Genomic DNA, 15,880 nt, shown 5'->3' with positions numbered 1-15,880 from the left:
CGGATTACAGAGCGAGCTGCTCGTGGTTGCGGTTGAGCAGTCGAAGATGAGCCTGCAAGTGCAGGCACCAGATCGGCGGGTCCTCGACCATTTCGTAGCCCTGCCGAGTCAGGTTTTCGACGATCGACTCCAGCAGATGGGCTGCCTCGAAGGGGCCGCGAAATGGGCCCTGGGACTTCACCGCGGACGGCTGCTCGCCGGTCATCCCGGCGGCAAGCAGCACCGTCCACAGCCCGTTATCCCCAGCGAGAGGGCGAATGGCGCATTCGATACGGGTAGCCAGTCCGAAGTACTGGCGGGTAAGACAGAGGTTGCGCGACATGGCGGCGACCCTCGGTAGTTCGGTGTTCAGCCCCTGCGCGTGGGCGAGGCTGTTGCTGTCCAGCGACTCCTGTGGATATCCCTAATCCTCAGGATAGAAGAAAAACACGACAAACCAAGGCCGTAGAGACCAACGGTGTAGGCCCCTGTAGTCACCAGTCAAATTATTGTCATTTCTGCCAGCCTTGCGGCGAGCGAACTGGCGCCGCGCGAGACAAGCTCGCTCACCACAGGGATCGGGGCACAGGCTTGGATTTCCAGCGCCATTTCGCTTGAGAAAAGCGGCAGTCAACTCAGGTTCTGTGGCAACACCCCAACCCCTGTGGTGAGCGGGCTTGCCCCGCGCGAGGCCAGCTCGCACACCACAGGGATAGGGGCAGAGGCTTGGATTTTTTAGCGCCATTTCGTTTGAGAGAAGCGGCAGGTCAACTCACGTTCTGCGGCCCCCCCCCAACCCCTGTGGTGAGCGGGCTTGCCCCGCGCGAGGCCAGCTCGCTCACCACAGGGATCGGGGCACAGGCTTGGATTTCCAGCGCCATTTCGCTTGAGAAAAGCGGCAGTCAACTCACGTTCTGTGGCAACACCCCAACCCCTGTGGTGAGCGGGCTTGCCCCGCGCGAGGCCAGCTCGCTCACCACAGGGATCGGGGCACAGGCTTGGATTTCCAGCGCCATTTCGCTTGAGAAAAGCGGCAGTCAACTCACGTTCTGTGGCAACACCCCAACCCCTGTGGTGAGCGGGCTTGCCCCGCGCGAGGCCAGCTCGCTCACCACAGGGATCGGGGCACAGGCTTGGATTTCCAGCGCCATTTCGCTTGAGAAAAGCGGCAGTCAACTCACGTTCTGTGGCAACACCCCAACCCCTGTGGTGAGCGGGCTTGCCCCGCGCGAGGCCAGCTCGCACACCACAGGGATAGGGGCAGAGGCTTGGATTTCCAGCGCCATTTCGTTTGAGAGAAGCGGCAGTCAACTCAGGTTCTGTGGCAACACACCAACTCCTGTGGTGAGCGGGCTTGCCCCGCGCGAGGCCGGCTCGCTCACCACAGGGATAGGGGCAGAGGCTTGGATTTCCAGCGCCATTTCGTTTGAGAGAAGCGGCAGTCAACTCAGGTTCTGTGGCAACACACCAACTCCTGTGGTGAGCGGGCTTGCCCCGCGCGAGACAAGCTCGCTCACCACAAGGATCGGGGTAGAGGCTTGGATTTTCAGCGCCATTTCGTTTGCGAGAAGCGGCAGACAACTAAGGTTTTGTGGCAACACACCAACCCCTGTGGTGAGCGGGCTTGCCCCGCGCGAGGCCGGCTCGCTCACCAAAAAAATCGGTGCATTCAGTGACATCGGCTGTTATGAAGCGGGTTTGGCCTCGGTCAGCGCCTGTTGCGCCAGTTCCTTCTCTGCTTCTTTGAGGTCGTCTTCACTGATCATTTCTGCAATCGCACGCAAACGCTCGACCACCCGCGCGTTGACGCTACCCTCCGGGAATTGCCCCTCGGCATCCGGCTCGCCGGCATCCTCGCCCACCAGCAGGCTCAAGGCTTCATCGGCCTGGCGTACCGCGTAGATGTGGAACTGCCCAGCCCGCACGGCCTGCAGCACCTTTTCATCGAGCATCAGTGTGGCAACGTTGGCCTGGGGAATGATCGCCCCCTGCTCACCGGTCAGCCCACGGGCTTCGCAGAGACGGAAGAAACCTTCGATCTTCTCGTTAACCCCACCCACCGCCTGCACTTCACCAAACTGGTTGATGGAGCCGGTGATGGCAAAGCACTGCTTGAGCGGGGTTTTCGACAGCGCCGAGATCAACGTGCACGCTTCGCCGAGTGACGCACTGTCACCGTCCACGTAGCCGTAGGACTGTTCCAAAGCGATGCTGGCGGAAATCGCCAGTGGGAATTCCTGGGCATAGCGGCTGCCCAGGTAACCGGTGAGGATCATCACGCCCTTGGAGTGGATCGGCTGGCCGAGGTTGACCTCACGTTCGATGTCGACAATCCCGCTGCCGCCGGGGTACACCGTGGCGGAAATCCGCGCCGGCACGCCGAACGCCGAGTCGCCCACTTCCAGCACCGTCAGGCCGTTGCACTTGCCGACCGCCGCACCGGCGGTGTCGATCAGGATCACCCCGGCGAGCATATCGTCGAGAATCCGCGCCGACACCCGCCCGGTGCGCGTGGCCTTAGCCTTGAGTGCGCGTTCGATATGGCCGGCGTCGGTCATCTCGTCGCCCGCCAGGTGACGAATGAAATCCGCCTCGCTGACCAATTGGAACAGATCACCAATACGCGCCGACAAACGCCCTTGATGCTCCGCCAGCCGCGCGCTGTAAGTGGCCAGGCGCGCCACGGCGTCGGATGTCAGCGGCGCCATGCCCTCTTCCGAGGTGCGGGTTTTGAGCAACTGCGCGAACTGCTCCAGGCTTTCGTCGACCATCGGGATGTCTTCGTCGAAGTCCACCAGCACCCGGAACATTTCCTGGAAGTCCGGATCGGCGTCCTGCAACGCGTAGTACAACTGACGCGAACCGATAATGATGACTTTGACCTGCAGCGGGATCATCTGCGGGTTGAGGGTCACGGTGGCCAGACGCCCCAGTTCGCCCAGCGGCGACTCCATTTTCAGCTTGCGCGACTGCAGGGACCGTTTGAGGGCGTCCCACACGAACGGCTCGCTGAGCATTTTTTCCGCTTCAAGGATCAGAAACCCGCCATTGGCGCGGTGCAACGCGCCTGCGCGCAGTTGGCGATAGGTGGTGTAGAGCGCGCCCTGATCGGTGCTGTATTCGATACGCCCGAACAGGTTGTCGTAAGTTGGGTGCGGCTCGAACACCACTGGTGCGCCGCCGTTGACCGGATGGCCCACCACCAGGCTCGGGCAGTATTGCTCTTCCAGCAGCTTGCGCGCCTGGGCGTCGGTCTTGGCATCATCCACCAATTGCTCGACCACGGTCTTGAGCAGGTACACCTGCATGGCTTGCAGGTAACCGCAGACGGCCGCGTTTTCCGCGTATTTTTCCGACAGCGGCGCCAGCAATGGCTGAAGGGCCAGGGTGATGGTTTCTTCGTTGAACTGGCGCAGTTGGTTATTCGACTCGCGCTTCCACTGCGGCAAGCTGGCCAGCTCTTCGTTGAGGCGTTCTTCCAGTTCGGAAATATCGGTGTGAAAGCGCTCGCGGTCGGCTTCCGGCAACTGCGAGAACTCGGCCTCGTCCAGGGCCTTGCCGTCGAGCATCGGCGTGAACGCGATATTGGAGCTGTCGCGGTACAGCGCCACGTCTTTTTCCAGGGCCAGGCGTTCGATCACGTCCAGCGCTTTGTCGTAACGCTGGTTGAAGGCGCGGTCGATAGCGCTCTTGCGCTGCTGGTAGGCAGGGTGTTCGAACACGGCCGGGAACGTGGCCACCAGGTTGTCGATCAGCGCGTTGATATCGGTAATGAACGCTGCGCCTCCCCCGGCGGGCAACTCAAGGGCGCGCGGCTCGCGAGGTTCATCGAAGTTATTGACGTAAACCCAGTCCGACGGGGTTTGCAGGCGCTTGCCTTCGGCCTTCAGGTAGCGTTTGACGAACGAAAAGCGACCGGTGCCCGGCTCCCCCATGACAAAAACGTTGTAACCGGGGCGTGGCATGGCCACACCGAACTGCAAGGCTTCAACCGCGCGTTCCTGGCCAAGCACACCGCGAAAGGGCTCCAAATCATTGGTGGTCGAGAAGCTGAACTGTTCAGCGGAGAAAGGGCGAGTCAGCGCATCGGGCGCTAGACGCAGGCTGGCAGCAACAGGATCAGGCATCGGGCTTCCTTACATCAGGCGGGGCAGATAGCGGCATTCTGGCTCCCCCTTGCGCGCTCTGGCAAGGCGGGCCTCAGGGAAAGCACAGACGTGGGACGCCGCCGGCAGATATTTCATCAAATCGCCATCGGTTTTATAAAAACCCACGGAACCCTTCGAACGTGCCTAAACTCCAAACTGCGCGGGTTGGACTAATAACCGATCCCTAGGGCGCTATGAAGTGCCTGAACCCTTGTCCATTGGTTTGCACACAAAGAGAACAAAGCTATGAAACGGATCCTTCTCGGTACTCTCTTCACCGTCGTCTCCCTCAATGCAATGGCAGAAGCACCAGGTGGCCCGAACTGCGGTTGGGGCAACATGTTGTTCGAAGGCCAGCGCGGCACTCCGGCTCACTTCCTGGCTTCCACCACTAACGGCACCTCGGGTAACGCCACCTTCGGCATGACCTCGGGCACCAATGGTTGCAGCACCAACAGCGCGCTGACCTACGGCGGCAAGTCTTGGATTGCCATGAATGGCATGATGAACGAGCTGTCCGAAGACATGGCCAAGGGTAATGGCGAAGCACTGACCACCTACGCCGTGGTACTGGGTGTTGCGCCCGAAGATCGCGAGCACTTCGCTGCCGTGACTCACGAGCACTTCCAGCAAATCTTCAGCAAAGCTGACGTCACTGCTGACGACGTGCACAACAACACCCTCGCTGTACTGAAAAGCGATGCCCGTCTGGCGAAATACGCGACCCAGGCTTAAGCTCGACCGACCCGCGCCTCTCCAGGCGCGGGTTTTATTTTTGGGCCCGCCTCCCCTTTGGGTCTTTCTATTTCCGACTTAAGTTGCCTTTATGCTCAAACGAATTGCCTGCCTGGCACTCTTCGCCTGCGCCCCGCTGTATGCGGCCCCGCACCTTGATGATCAACGTTTGCAGCAATTGGCCAACGATCCGTTCTGGCTTTCCCTGGGCCATTACGAAGCCGGCAAGCTCAAAGGCTGGCGCAGTTATGTCAGCGATAAGAAATTTTTCCTGGCGGCCGATGGTGCTCACCATCCGGACGCGGAACTCAAGGCCACCGTCGACGCACTCTATGCGCCCGCCGGCCTGGGTGAAAAACACGCCCAATGCGTCTACCCCGCACGTACCCGCTGGCTCAAGGATCAGTTGCACCTGACCGACCTGCCCGCCGTGGACTGCGCCGAATTCAAGCAATGGTTCAAGGACGTCGCCCCCCACAGTGCGGTGATGATCTTCCCGGCGGCCTACCTCAACAGTCCGTCGTCGATGTTCGGCCACACGTTGTTGCGTATCGACCAGGCCGACGTGCAAAGCAACAACACCGCACTGCTTAGCTACGCGATTAATTTCGGCGCGTATATCGAAGGCTCGGACAACAGCATTCTCTACGCCTGGAAGGGCCTGATGGGCGGCTACCCCGGCCTGTTCGCGCTGGTGCCCTACCAGGAAAAACTCTCCGAGTACCGTAGCCTGGAGAACCGCGACCTGTGGGAATACCGCCTCAACCTCACCCAGGTCGAGACCGAGCGCATGGTCGAGCATGTGTGGGAACTCAAGCAGATCCAGTTCGATTACTTTTTCTTCGACGAAAACTGCTCTTATCGCCTGTTGGAACTGCTGCAAGTCGCCCGCCCCGGCCTGCGTTTGACCGAGCAATTCCCGCTGACCGCCATCCCCACCGATACAGTCAAAGCCGTGAAAGAGGCGGGTCTTGTAGAGAAAATCGACTATCGCCCGTCCCGCGAGCGCGAATTGCTTGAACGCGCCAAACCCTTGGATGGCGACGAGCAGCAATGGGTGCTCAAGATCAGCGACGACCAGAAGCAATTGCAGGAGCCGGCCTTCAAGGCCCTGCCCCGCGAGCGTCAGGCCCTGATTATCGACGCGGCTTATCGCCTGGGCCGCTACCGCGCCAATGGCCTGGAACGCGACACCGCCCGCTCCCAACGCAGCTTCGAGCTGCTGCGCGCGATCAACCAGAACCCTGCGCCCGACCTCAAGATCCAGCCGCCCGGCCTGCCGGAAGACGGCCATGAATCCCGCACCTGGCAAGCCGGTATCGGCACCCGTGGCGACAAGGCTTTCGGCGAATACGGCCTGCGCATGGCTTACCACGACCTCAACGACAACGCTGAAGGCTTCCCCCTCGGCGCGCAGATCGAAATCCTGCAAATGAAACTGCGCCAGTACGAAGGCAACCACTGGCAGTTGCAACAACTGGACCTGGCCACCATCCGCTCCCTGACCCCGCGCAACGCGTTGCTGCAGCCCTGGTCCTGGCAAGTCACCGGCGGCCTGGAACGCGTACCGGGCAAACACGACGACGAAACCCTGGTCGCCCATGTCAACGGCGGCGCTGGCAGCACCTGGCAACTGCGCGACGACATGCTCGGCTTCGCCCTCGGCACCGTGCGTGTGGAACACAACAACGACTTCAACGAAGCCATCTCCCCGGCCGCTGGCTTTAACACCGGCGTACTGTGGAAAAACCCGCTGGGCAACCTGAGCCTGGAAGCCAAAGGCGATTTCTTCACCAATGGCGAAGTGCGGCGCAGCCTCAGCCTCAACCAACAGTGGGAACTGTCCCGCAACCTGGGCCTGCGCCTGAGCGCCCAGCGCGAATACAGCCATCTATCCTCGCCGGTCAATGAAGTGATGCTTGAAGTGAAGTGGTACCACTACTGACCAACGCCTGACGAAAATCAAAAATGCGGGAAGGGGCAAGCACCCTCCCCCATTTGTTAGCATTGCCCGCACCATCAGGAGTTCACTCGACATGGCCGTTACCTGCACCACCCTTGAAGAAGTTCGAAACAACATCGACCGCCTCGACCAACAAATCGTCACTCTTCTGGCCGAACGCGGCCACTACGTCTCCCAGGCCGCCCACTTCAAAAAAGATGCCGATGGCGTCAAGGCCCCGCAGCGGGTCGAACAAGTGATTGCCAAAGTGCGCAACCTGGCGGAGGTGGCGGGCGCCAATCCGCAAGTCACCGAACAGGTTTATCGCGCCATGATTGCGGCGTTTATCCAGCAGGAATTGGCTGAGCACGCGGCGCTGACCACGCAGCAGGCGACCTAACCCCTAAAGCGGGCTGAGCAAAGATTTGGCCTCTACCGTTAAGGCCAACACATTTCTCACACCCCCTTCACATCCGTCCGACGAATCCCCTTCTAGACTTTCCCTATCAGCCGTAAAACGGCCAGGGAGTACGCCATGTGGCGGTATGCGGTCATGTTGTGGGCGGTAATGGGGTTGGCGGGTTGCCAGACGACCCATCAGGAATTGTTGGCCAAGGGTTATCCACCGGCCTTCGCCGATGGCTTTGACGATGGCTGCAGCAGCGGTCGCCAGGCGGCTGGTGTGATCAGTGGGGAGTTTCGCAAGAATGTGCCGCGCTATCTGCAAGAGCGGGAGTACGCCGAGGGCTGGGAGGACGGTTTTCGTCAGTGCAAGGCAATGCGGGAGAACGAAGAACTGCGCGATTACAAAGAGCGCCATTGGGATGAGCGCGAACGCGAGTGGCAGCAGGAGAAGGATCGCGATGCGGCCCGGGCCTATCGCTCGCAATAGGTCGCTTTCAGACATCCATCGAAACTAAAGCACAGCGAACATGGCCCAAGCTCCATAGAGGGAGATCATCATGAGCCGTGCTTTTGTAAACGAAGACAACGCCGCCGCCCAGGCCGATCAGCCGGTGGAGCGTCAAGTCAGTGAGCAACCCAACCGCCTGACCGCGCAAGGTCTGGCGCAGTTGCACGCCAAAGTCGCGCAGTTGCAGCAGGAACATGGCGCCGAATCCGCCAAGGGCGAGCACGCCGATAAACAGCGCCAGGCCGACCTTGAGCGGGATTTGCGCTATTTCAACCAGCGGGTGCAAAGCGCCCAGGTGGTGGCGCCTGCCACGTCCACCGATCAGGTGCAGATCGGCAGCTGGGTCACCTTCGCCAACGAGCAGGATGAGCAGCAACGCATCCAATTGGTGGGTGAAGACCAGGCCGACGCCAGCGCAGGGTTGATCAACTGGGGCTCGCCCCTTGGCCGCGCGTTGCTCGGTGCGCGGGTCGGTGACGAGGTGCTCTGGAAGCGCCCCGTCGGCGATCAGTTGATCGAAGTGCTGCGCATCGACACCGAGGCCTAGACGATGCCTTGGGCCAGCATTGCGTCGGCCACTTTGACGAAACCGGCGATATTCGCGCCTTTGACGTAGTTAACCCGGCCGTTTTCTTCGCCGTAGTGCACGCAGGCATGGTGGATCGACTGCATGATGGCGTGCAGCTTGCTGTCCACTTCCCCGGCGGTCCACAGCAAGCGCATGGCGTTCTGCGACATCTCCAGGCCGCTCACCGCCACGCCACCGGCGTTGGATGCTTTGCCCGGTGCGAACAGAATGCCCGCCTCGATAAAGATATCCACAGCCTCCAGCGTGGTCGGCATATTGGCGCCTTCGGCCACGCAGAGGCAGCCGTTACGCAGCAAGGTGCGGGCGGCGTCGGCGTCCAGTTCGTTCTGGGTCGCACAGGGCAACGCGATGTCACAGGCCAGCGCCCATGGCGTTTGGCCTTTGCGGAACTCCAGGCCAAAGCGCTCGGCCAGTTCGCTGATACGGCCGCGCTGTACGTTTTTCAGTTCCAGCAGCGCCGACCATTGCTCCTCGGTCAAACCGCTTTCGGCGTACAGGGTGCCTTCGGAGTCAGACAGGGAAATCACCTTGCCGCCCAAGTCCATGACCTTGCGCGCCGCGTATTGCGCCACGTTGCCGGACCCGGATACCGCGACGCGCTTGCCCTCCACGCGCTGGCCGTCGCGCTTGAGCATTTCTTCGGCAAAGTACACACAGCCAAAACCGGTGGCTTCGGGACGGATCAGGCTACCGCCGTAGGTCATGCCCTTACCGGTCAGCACCGAGGTGAATTGGTTGCTCAGGCGCTTGTATTGACCAAACAGGAAGCCGATCTCCCGGGCACCCACGCCGATATCACCGGCCGGCACATCGACGTCCGCACCGATATGCCGATACAGCTCGCTCATAAACGCCTGGCAGAAACGCATCACCTCGGCGTCGCTTTTGCCCTTGGGATCGAAGTCCGAACCCCCTTTGCCGCCGCCCATGGGCAACGAGGTCAGGGAATTCTTGAAGGTCTGCTCGAAAGCGAGAAACTTCAAAACCCCCAGGTTCACCGACGGGTGGAAACGCAGCCCGCCCTTGTACGGGCCGATAGCGCTGTTCATCTGAATGCGGAACCCGCGATTGACCTGGACCTTGCCGTGGTCATCCACCCACGACACCCGGAACGTAATCGCACGCTCGGGCTCGCACATCCGCTCCAGAATGCCCGAAGTCAGATAGTGCGGATTGGCTTCGAGAAACGGCCACAGGCTGCGCAAGACTTCTTCTACGGCCTGGTGGAATTCCGGCTGATCAGGGTCACGTTTCTTTAGGCGAGCGAGGAAGGATTCGACGGATTCGATCATGAAAAGTCTCGGCAAATTGATTGTTTTTAAATGAGATTGGGCCGGACTTTAACAATTCATGTCGCACCGCGACAGGGCAAAATGTCGCTTTTGTGAATTTAAATGGTGCATTGGATGTAAATAAACTCGGAAAACGGGAGTTTTCTGCACTTTAAAGGGGATTGCCAGGCTGGGGGTGTGCACCGTCGAGGGAACTGCTATCGGGGGCAAGCCACCTCCCACATTTGATCGGTGTGGGTCAGTTAGGGGAATGCGCAAAAAAAACGGTGCCTGAAGGCACCGTTTTTTTAACCGGCCCGGGATCAGGCCAGTTTTTTGTGACGTACACGGTGTGGCTGGGCAGCGGCATCGCCCAGGCGCTTCTTGCGATCGGCTTCGTACTCGGTGTAGTTGCCTTCGAAGAACACCGCTTGGGAGTCATCTTCGTACGCCAGGATGTGGGTCGCGACGCGGTCAAGGAACCACCGATCGTGAGAGATCACAATGGCGGCGCCTGGGAAGTCCAGCAGGGCTTCTTCCAGGGAACGCAGGGTTTCGACGTCGAGGTCGTTGGACGGTTCGTCGAGCAGCAGGACGTTGCCGCCCTCTTTCAGGGTCAGGGCCAAGTGCAAGCGGCCGCGCTCACCACCGGACAGGTCCTTGACGAACTTCTGCTGGTCGCCGCCCTTGAAGTTGAAACGGCCGACGTAGGTGCGCGACGGGATTTCATAGTTGCCGATGCGGATCTGGTCGGAACCGTCGGAAATCTGCTGGAACACCGTCTTGCTGCCGTCCAGGTCGTCACGGCTCTGGTCGACACAGGCCAGTTGCACGGTTTCGCCGATTTCGATGCTGCCCGAATCCGGGGTTTCCTTGCCCATCAGCATGCGGAACAGTGTGGATTTACCCGCACCGTTACCGCCGATAACGCCGACGATCGCGCCTTTTGGCATGGAGAACGACAGGTTGTCGATCAGCACGCGGTCGCCATAGCCTTTAGTGACGTTCTTGAATTCGATGACCTTGTCACCCAGGCGCGGGCCGGCCGGGATGTAGATCTCGTTGGTTTCGCTGCGCTTCTGGAATTCCTGCGACTGCATCTCTTCAAAGCGTTGCAGACGCGCCTTGGATTTGGACTGGCGGGCCTTGGCGCCTTTGCGCACCCATTCCAGTTCTTCCTTCATGGCCTTTTCGTGAGCCGATTGCTGCTTGGATTCGGCGGCCAGACGCTCGGACTTGGCTTCCAGCCAACCGGAGTAGTTGCCCTCGTAAGGGATGCCGGCGCCACGGTCGAGTTCGAGGATCCAACCCGCCACGTTGTCCAGAAAGTACCGGTCGTGCGTAATCGCAACAACGGTGCCCGGGAAATCGTGGAGGAAATGCTCCAACCAGGCGACGGAATCGGCGTCCAAGTGGTTGGTCGGTTCGTCGAGCAGCAGCATGTCGGGGGCCGACAGCAGCAGACGGCACAAGGCCACGCGACGCTTTTCACCACCGGACAGGTGTTCGACTTTGGCATCCCACGCCGGCAGGCGCAGCGCGTCGGCGGCGACTTCCAGCTGACGCTCCAGGTTGTGACCGTCGCCGGCCTGCAGGATGGCTTCGAGCTTGGCCTGTTCGGCGGCCAGTTTGTCGAAGTCGGCGTCCGGCTCGGCATAGGCGGCATAGACTTCATCCAGGCGCGCCTGGGCGTCCTTGATTACGCTGACGGCCTCTTCGACCACTTCACGCACGGTCTTGGCCGGGTCCAGCTGCGGCTCCTGCGGCAGATAGCCGATGTTCAGTTCGGGCATCGGGCGTGCTTCGCCTTCGAACTCGGTGTCGACGCCAGCCATGATTTTCAACAGGGTGGATTTACCCGAGCCGTTGAGGCCGAGCACGCCGATCTTGGCGCCGGGGAAGAAGGACAACGAAATGTTTTTCAGGATTTCCCGCTTCGGAGGGACAACTTTGCCCAGCCGATGCATGGTGAAGACGTATTGAGCCATGGTGAACCTAGCGTCAGTGACTGATGAATTGAGCGGGCGAAGCCCGTGCCAGGCCATGCGCCGCGCGGGCCTTTGACTATCATCAATGCCAGCGAGCGGAAAAAGCCTGAATATCTGGGGCTGGAACGCCCCCGCGTAACCGGCAAAGCTACCTGAATGCGCTTGGTCAGTCCAGCCAGGCGGGACTGGCACTTTGCCACAACACAAGGCATGCTAGCCGCCCTCCGGGCGTCCGGCTTATAGTGCACGTCGCGCGCCAGTCCAGCCAAACCGCAGGATTACAGCTTGTCCAAAGTCACGCCGCCAACTCCTTTGCGCGCCGCTCATTTAGCGCCGGGAGCGCCCCTGCACGGTCCTCTTAAAGGCGCACTGGCGACGCTCGTCTTGCTGCTGCTCGCTTTATTGTTCTGGCAGTTGCTGGATCAACTGCAGCAAAACCAGAAAAACCAGCAGCAATACACCATCGACTACAGCGCCGACCTGGCCGAACAGATCAGCCTGAACATGGCCCTGAGCGCCAAGATCGCCCTGAACCTGCTGCCGATGGTCGAAGCACCGCGCGACCGCGAACAGCAACAGGCACTGATGCTGACCTTGCAACGCTCCTTGCCGGAATTACGCAGCGTGGCCCTGCTCGCCCCCAGCGGCGCGATGATCAGCGACAGCGCGCCCGATAGCCAGGACGCCGCCTGGCTCGAAGATCTGGTACAGCGCAGCCACGGCCAAGCCTATTACCTGAGCAACAACGACGACGGTTCGCTCATCTATCTGTTGCTGCACCAGCCAAGCGGCGGTTCCAGGGTGTACTGGGCGTTGCGGCTGGCACCGGAGTACCTGACCAACCTCACCCGCCAGGACAACCCGGGCCAGCGCCCGGCGTGGGCCATCGAGAACCGCCTCAACCACCGCGTGATCAGCCGTGACAGCGGCATGCCGGCCCAATGGACCAGCGCCCTGACCCCGGACGAATTGAACAAAAGTGTACTGGTCACGCCTCTGAGCAAAAGCGATTGGCAACTGCGCGGCCTGTTCGACCGCAGCGCCGTGCTTGAGGAACTGCTACCGGCGTTCATCGGCAAATGCCTCCTGGGCCTGGCCTTCTCGCTGGTCCCCGTGATCGTTCTGTTTAACATGCGCCGTCGTCAGCGCCAGGTGCATGAGGGACGCCGCCGTTACCAGGACATTTTCGAAGGCACCGGCGTGGCCCTGTGCGTGCTTGACCTATCCGGCCTCACCACGTTCTTTGAACGCGCGCACCTGCGCAGCCGCGAACAATTGAACGCCTGGCGGCATGCCAACCCGGACGACTATCGCCAACTGCTCGATGAGCTGCGCATCACCGAAGTCAACCAGGTCGCGGTACGCCTGCTCAACGTGGGTTCGTGCGAAGACGCCTGGGAACGCTTGATCAGCGATTGCCCGAACAACGTTACCTCCATCGGTTACCAGATCCTCGAAGCGGTCCTGACCCAACAGGACCAGTTAGAGCTGGAAATCCAGCTCAACGATGTGGCCGGCAACGATCAATACCTGTGGCTGGTGATGCGCTTGCCAGAGCAGCAGGACGATTTCAAGGCGGTGATTCTCAGTATCAGCGATATCACCAGTCGCAAGCTGATCGAACTGTCCCTGGTGGAGCGCGAAAGTTTCTGGTCGGACGTGGTCCGCACAGTGCCGGACCACCTGTATGTACAGGACGTGATCAGCCAGCGCATGATTTTCAGCAACCACCACTTGGGCCAGACCCTAGGCTATAACCGCGTCGAACTGCAGCAAATGGGTGAGTACTTCTGGGAAATCCTGCTGCATCCCGAAGACGCCGAGCATTATCACGACTTGCGCCAGCAGCAACGCCAGACCGGTTATGCCACGCAACTGCACTGCCAACTGCGCTTTCGCCATCGCAACAACCAGTGGCGACGTTTCGATATCCGTGAACAGGCCCTGGCCCGGGACAAAACCTCTCAAGTCACCCGCATTATCGGGGTGGCCAAGGACATTACCGACCAGATCGAAGCCAGCGAATCTCTGCGCGACAGCGAGCAGCGCTACCGCATGTTGGCCGAGAGCATCAGCGACGTGATCTGCTCCACCGACAGCAATTTGGCCCTCAATTACATCAGCCCCTCGGTCAACGCCGTGTTGGGCTATGACGTGGACTGGGTGTTCAAGAACGGCTGGCAATCGATCATCGCCAACCCGCAGCAACTGGCCGGCATTTACAGCCTGGTGGAACAGGTCAGCCGCGCCCTGGGCGACCAGGAGGCCCTGAGCAAGCTGCGCGATCAGGTGCAGACCCAACTGTTTCTGTTCGACTGCCTGCGCGCCGACGGTCGTAAAGTGCCGATCGAATTGCGGGTGGTGCTGGTGTGGGACGAGCACGGCACGTTCGAGGGCATCCTCGGTGTCGGTCGGGACATCAGCCAGCAACGCCGCGCGGAAAAAGACCTGCGCATGGCGGCCACGGTATTCGAGCACTCCACGTCGGCGATCCTGATCACCGACCCGGCAGGCTATATCGTGCAGGCCAACGAAGCGTTCAGCCGGGTCAGCGGTTATGAAGTGGCGGATGTGCTGGATCAGTTACCCAACATGCTCACCGTCGACGAGCAGCAGGAAGCCCACCTGCGCTATGTGCTCAAGCAATTGCATCAGCACAGCACCTGGGAGGGCGAAGTGTGGCTCAAGCGCCGCAACGGCGAGCATTACCCGGCCTGGGTGGGTATTACCGCCGTGTTCGACGATGAAGGCGATTTGGCCAGCTACGTGTGTTTTTTCAGCGATATCAGCGAGCGCAAGGCCAGCGAGCAGCGCATCCACCGCCTGGCCTATTACGACGCTCTGACCCACCTGCCCAACCGCACATTGTTCCAGGACCGCCTGCACACCGCGTTGCAGTCGGCCGAACGGCAGAAGTCGTGGGTGGTGCTGATGTTCCTTGACCTGGACCGTTTCAAACCGATCAACGACTCCCTGGGCCATGCCGCCGGCGACCGCATGCTCAAGGAAATGGCGACCCGTCTGCTAGGTTGCGTCGCCGAAGACGACACCGTGGCGCGCATGGGCGGCGACGAGTTCACCCTGTTGCTGCAACCGCGGGTCAACCGTGAAATGGCGCTCAACCGCGCCATTCATGTGGCCGAGCAAATCCTGGCGAGCCTGGTGAGGCCGTTCGTGCTGGAGGGCCGCGAGTTCTTTGTGACCGCCAGTATCGGTATCGCCTTGAGCCCGCAGGATGGCAACGAGCTGAGCCAGCTCATGAAAAACGCCGACACCGCGATGTACCACGCCAAGGAACGCGGCAAGAACAACTTCCAGTTCTACCAGGCCGACATGAACGCCAGCGCTCTGGAGCGCCTGGAACTGGAAAGCGACCTGCGCCACGCCCTCGACCAGAACGAATTCGTGCTCTATTACCAGCCGCAATTCAGCGGCGACGGCAAACGCCTGACCGGCGCCGAGGCGCTGCTGCGCTGGCGCCATCCGCGTCGCGGGCTGGTGCCGCCGGGGGACTTTATCCCAGTGCTGGAAGAGTTGGGCCTGGTAGTAGACGTGGGCGATTGGGTTATCGCCGAGGCATGTCGCCAGCTCAAGACCTGGCACCAGAACAAAGTCCGCGTGCCGAAAGTCTCGGTGAACATCTCCGCGCGGCAATTTTCCGATGGCCAACTGGGCACGCGCATCGCCACCATTCTGAAGGACACTGGCCTGCCGCCGGCATGCCTGGAGCTTGAGCTGACGGAAAGTATCCTGATGCGCGAAGTCAACGAAGCCATGCACATCCTCGACAGCCTGAAAAACCTGGGCCTGAGCATTGCGGTGGACGACTTCGGCACTGGTTACTCGTCGCTCAACTACCTCAAGCAGTTCCCCATCGATGTCCTGAAGATCGACCGCACCTTCGTCGACGGCCTGCCGTCCGGCGAGCAGGATGCCCAGATCGCCCGCGCCATTATCGCCATGGCTCACAGCCTGAACCTGGCGGTGATCGCCGAGGGCGTGGAAACCCACGAGCAGTTGGACTTCCTGCGCGAGCATGGTTGCGACGAGGTACAGGGCTACCTGTTCGGGCGGCCAATGCCAGCGCATCGGTTCGAAGCGCAGTTCAGCAATGATGCGCTGTTCATGTTCGATTGAAGGGTGTGGCGCGGCCACTGGCCTCATCGGGGGCAAGCCCCCTCCCACATTTGAATGTATTCACAAGTCGAAGGTGGGAGGGGGCTTGCCCCCGATGAGGCCGGCACAGCCACCACCCATCCCGAAGTGAATCCCGCTTGTCCGCGACATGACGTCCTTTCATATGCCATCTAAAACC

General features: G+C 60.7%; 10 protein-coding genes. 6 read left to right on the top strand and 4 right to left on the bottom strand.

The annotated features are described in order from the left end of the window. Positions 1 to 4: 4 nt before the first annotated feature. Both ABX75_RS12830 and ABX75_RS12825 read right to left on the bottom strand, forming a co-directional pair. A complete protein-coding gene (locus ABX75_RS12830; protein WP_047882036.1) occupies positions 5 to 322 on the bottom strand; it encodes a hypothetical protein in 318 nt (105 codons plus the stop codon). A 1,342-nt stretch (positions 323 to 1,664) separates the two neighbouring features. Then, positions 1,665 to 4,106, bottom strand: a complete 2,442-nt coding sequence (locus ABX75_RS12825) for a Lon protease family protein (protein ID WP_047882035.1) — start codon at positions 4,104 to 4,106, stop codon at positions 1,665 to 1,667. A 267-nt stretch (positions 4,107 to 4,373) separates the two neighbouring features. On the opposite strand from ABX75_RS12825, the gene ABX75_RS12820 reads away from it, so the two are divergent. The 5 genes from ABX75_RS12820 (at position 4,374) to ABX75_RS12800 (ending at position 8,264) form a co-directional block, all read left to right on the top strand. Then, a complete protein-coding gene (locus tag ABX75_RS12820) occupies positions 4,374 to 4,862 on the top strand; it encodes a DUF3015 domain-containing protein (protein ID WP_016973832.1) in 489 nt (162 codons plus the stop codon). Between the two features lie 91 nt (positions 4,863 to 4,953). Beyond that, a complete protein-coding gene (locus tag ABX75_RS12815; RefSeq protein ID WP_047882034.1) occupies positions 4,954 to 6,807 on the top strand; it encodes a DUF4105 domain-containing protein in 1,854 nt (617 codons plus the stop codon). Positions 6,808 to 6,898: 91 nt separating this feature from the next. Further along, positions 6,899 to 7,204, top strand: a complete 306-nt coding sequence (locus ABX75_RS12810; RefSeq protein ID WP_047882033.1) for a chorismate mutase — start codon at positions 6,899 to 6,901, stop codon at positions 7,202 to 7,204. Between the two features lie 135 nt (positions 7,205 to 7,339). After that, positions 7,340 to 7,696, top strand: coding sequence for a hypothetical protein (locus tag ABX75_RS12805; protein WP_034100821.1), 357 nt, complete (start codon positions 7,340 to 7,342; stop codon positions 7,694 to 7,696). Positions 7,697 to 7,766: 70 nt separating this feature from the next. Beyond that, complete coding sequence (locus ABX75_RS12800) at positions 7,767 to 8,264, top strand: GreA/GreB family elongation factor (RefSeq protein ID WP_047882032.1); 498 nt, start codon at positions 7,767 to 7,769, stop codon at positions 8,262 to 8,264. On the opposite strand, the gene gdhA is transcribed toward ABX75_RS12800, so the two are convergent. Both gdhA and ettA read right to left on the bottom strand, forming a co-directional pair. After that, complete coding sequence (gdhA, locus tag ABX75_RS12795; protein WP_034100825.1) at positions 8,261 to 9,598, bottom strand: NADP-specific glutamate dehydrogenase; 1,338 nt, start codon at positions 9,596 to 9,598, stop codon at positions 8,261 to 8,263. The genes ABX75_RS12800 and gdhA overlap by 4 nt on opposite strands. A gap of 302 nt (positions 9,599 to 9,900) precedes the next feature. Next, the gene (ettA, locus tag ABX75_RS12790) at positions 9,901 to 11,565 is read right to left on the bottom strand and encodes an energy-dependent translational throttle protein EttA (RefSeq protein ID WP_034100827.1); all 1,665 of its coding nucleotides are present in this window, start codon (positions 11,563 to 11,565) and stop codon (positions 9,901 to 9,903) included. 285 nt (positions 11,566 to 11,850) lie between these two features. Here ettA and ABX75_RS12785 point away from each other — a divergent pair, with 285 nt between their 5' ends. Then, the gene (locus tag ABX75_RS12785) at positions 11,851 to 15,702 is read left to right on the top strand and encodes a bifunctional diguanylate cyclase/phosphodiesterase (protein WP_034100829.1); all 3,852 of its coding nucleotides are present in this window, start codon (positions 11,851 to 11,853) and stop codon (positions 15,700 to 15,702) included. Positions 15,703 to 15,880 lie beyond the last annotated feature (178 nt).

It is taken from the genome of Pseudomonas sp. ARP3 (assembly GCF_001029595.1).
Lineage (GTDB): Bacteria > Pseudomonadota > Gammaproteobacteria > Pseudomonadales > Pseudomonadaceae > Aquipseudomonas > Aquipseudomonas rhodesiae.
Note: the sequence above shows the minus strand (reverse complement) of the source record. Positions and strands in the feature narration are given on the sequence as shown.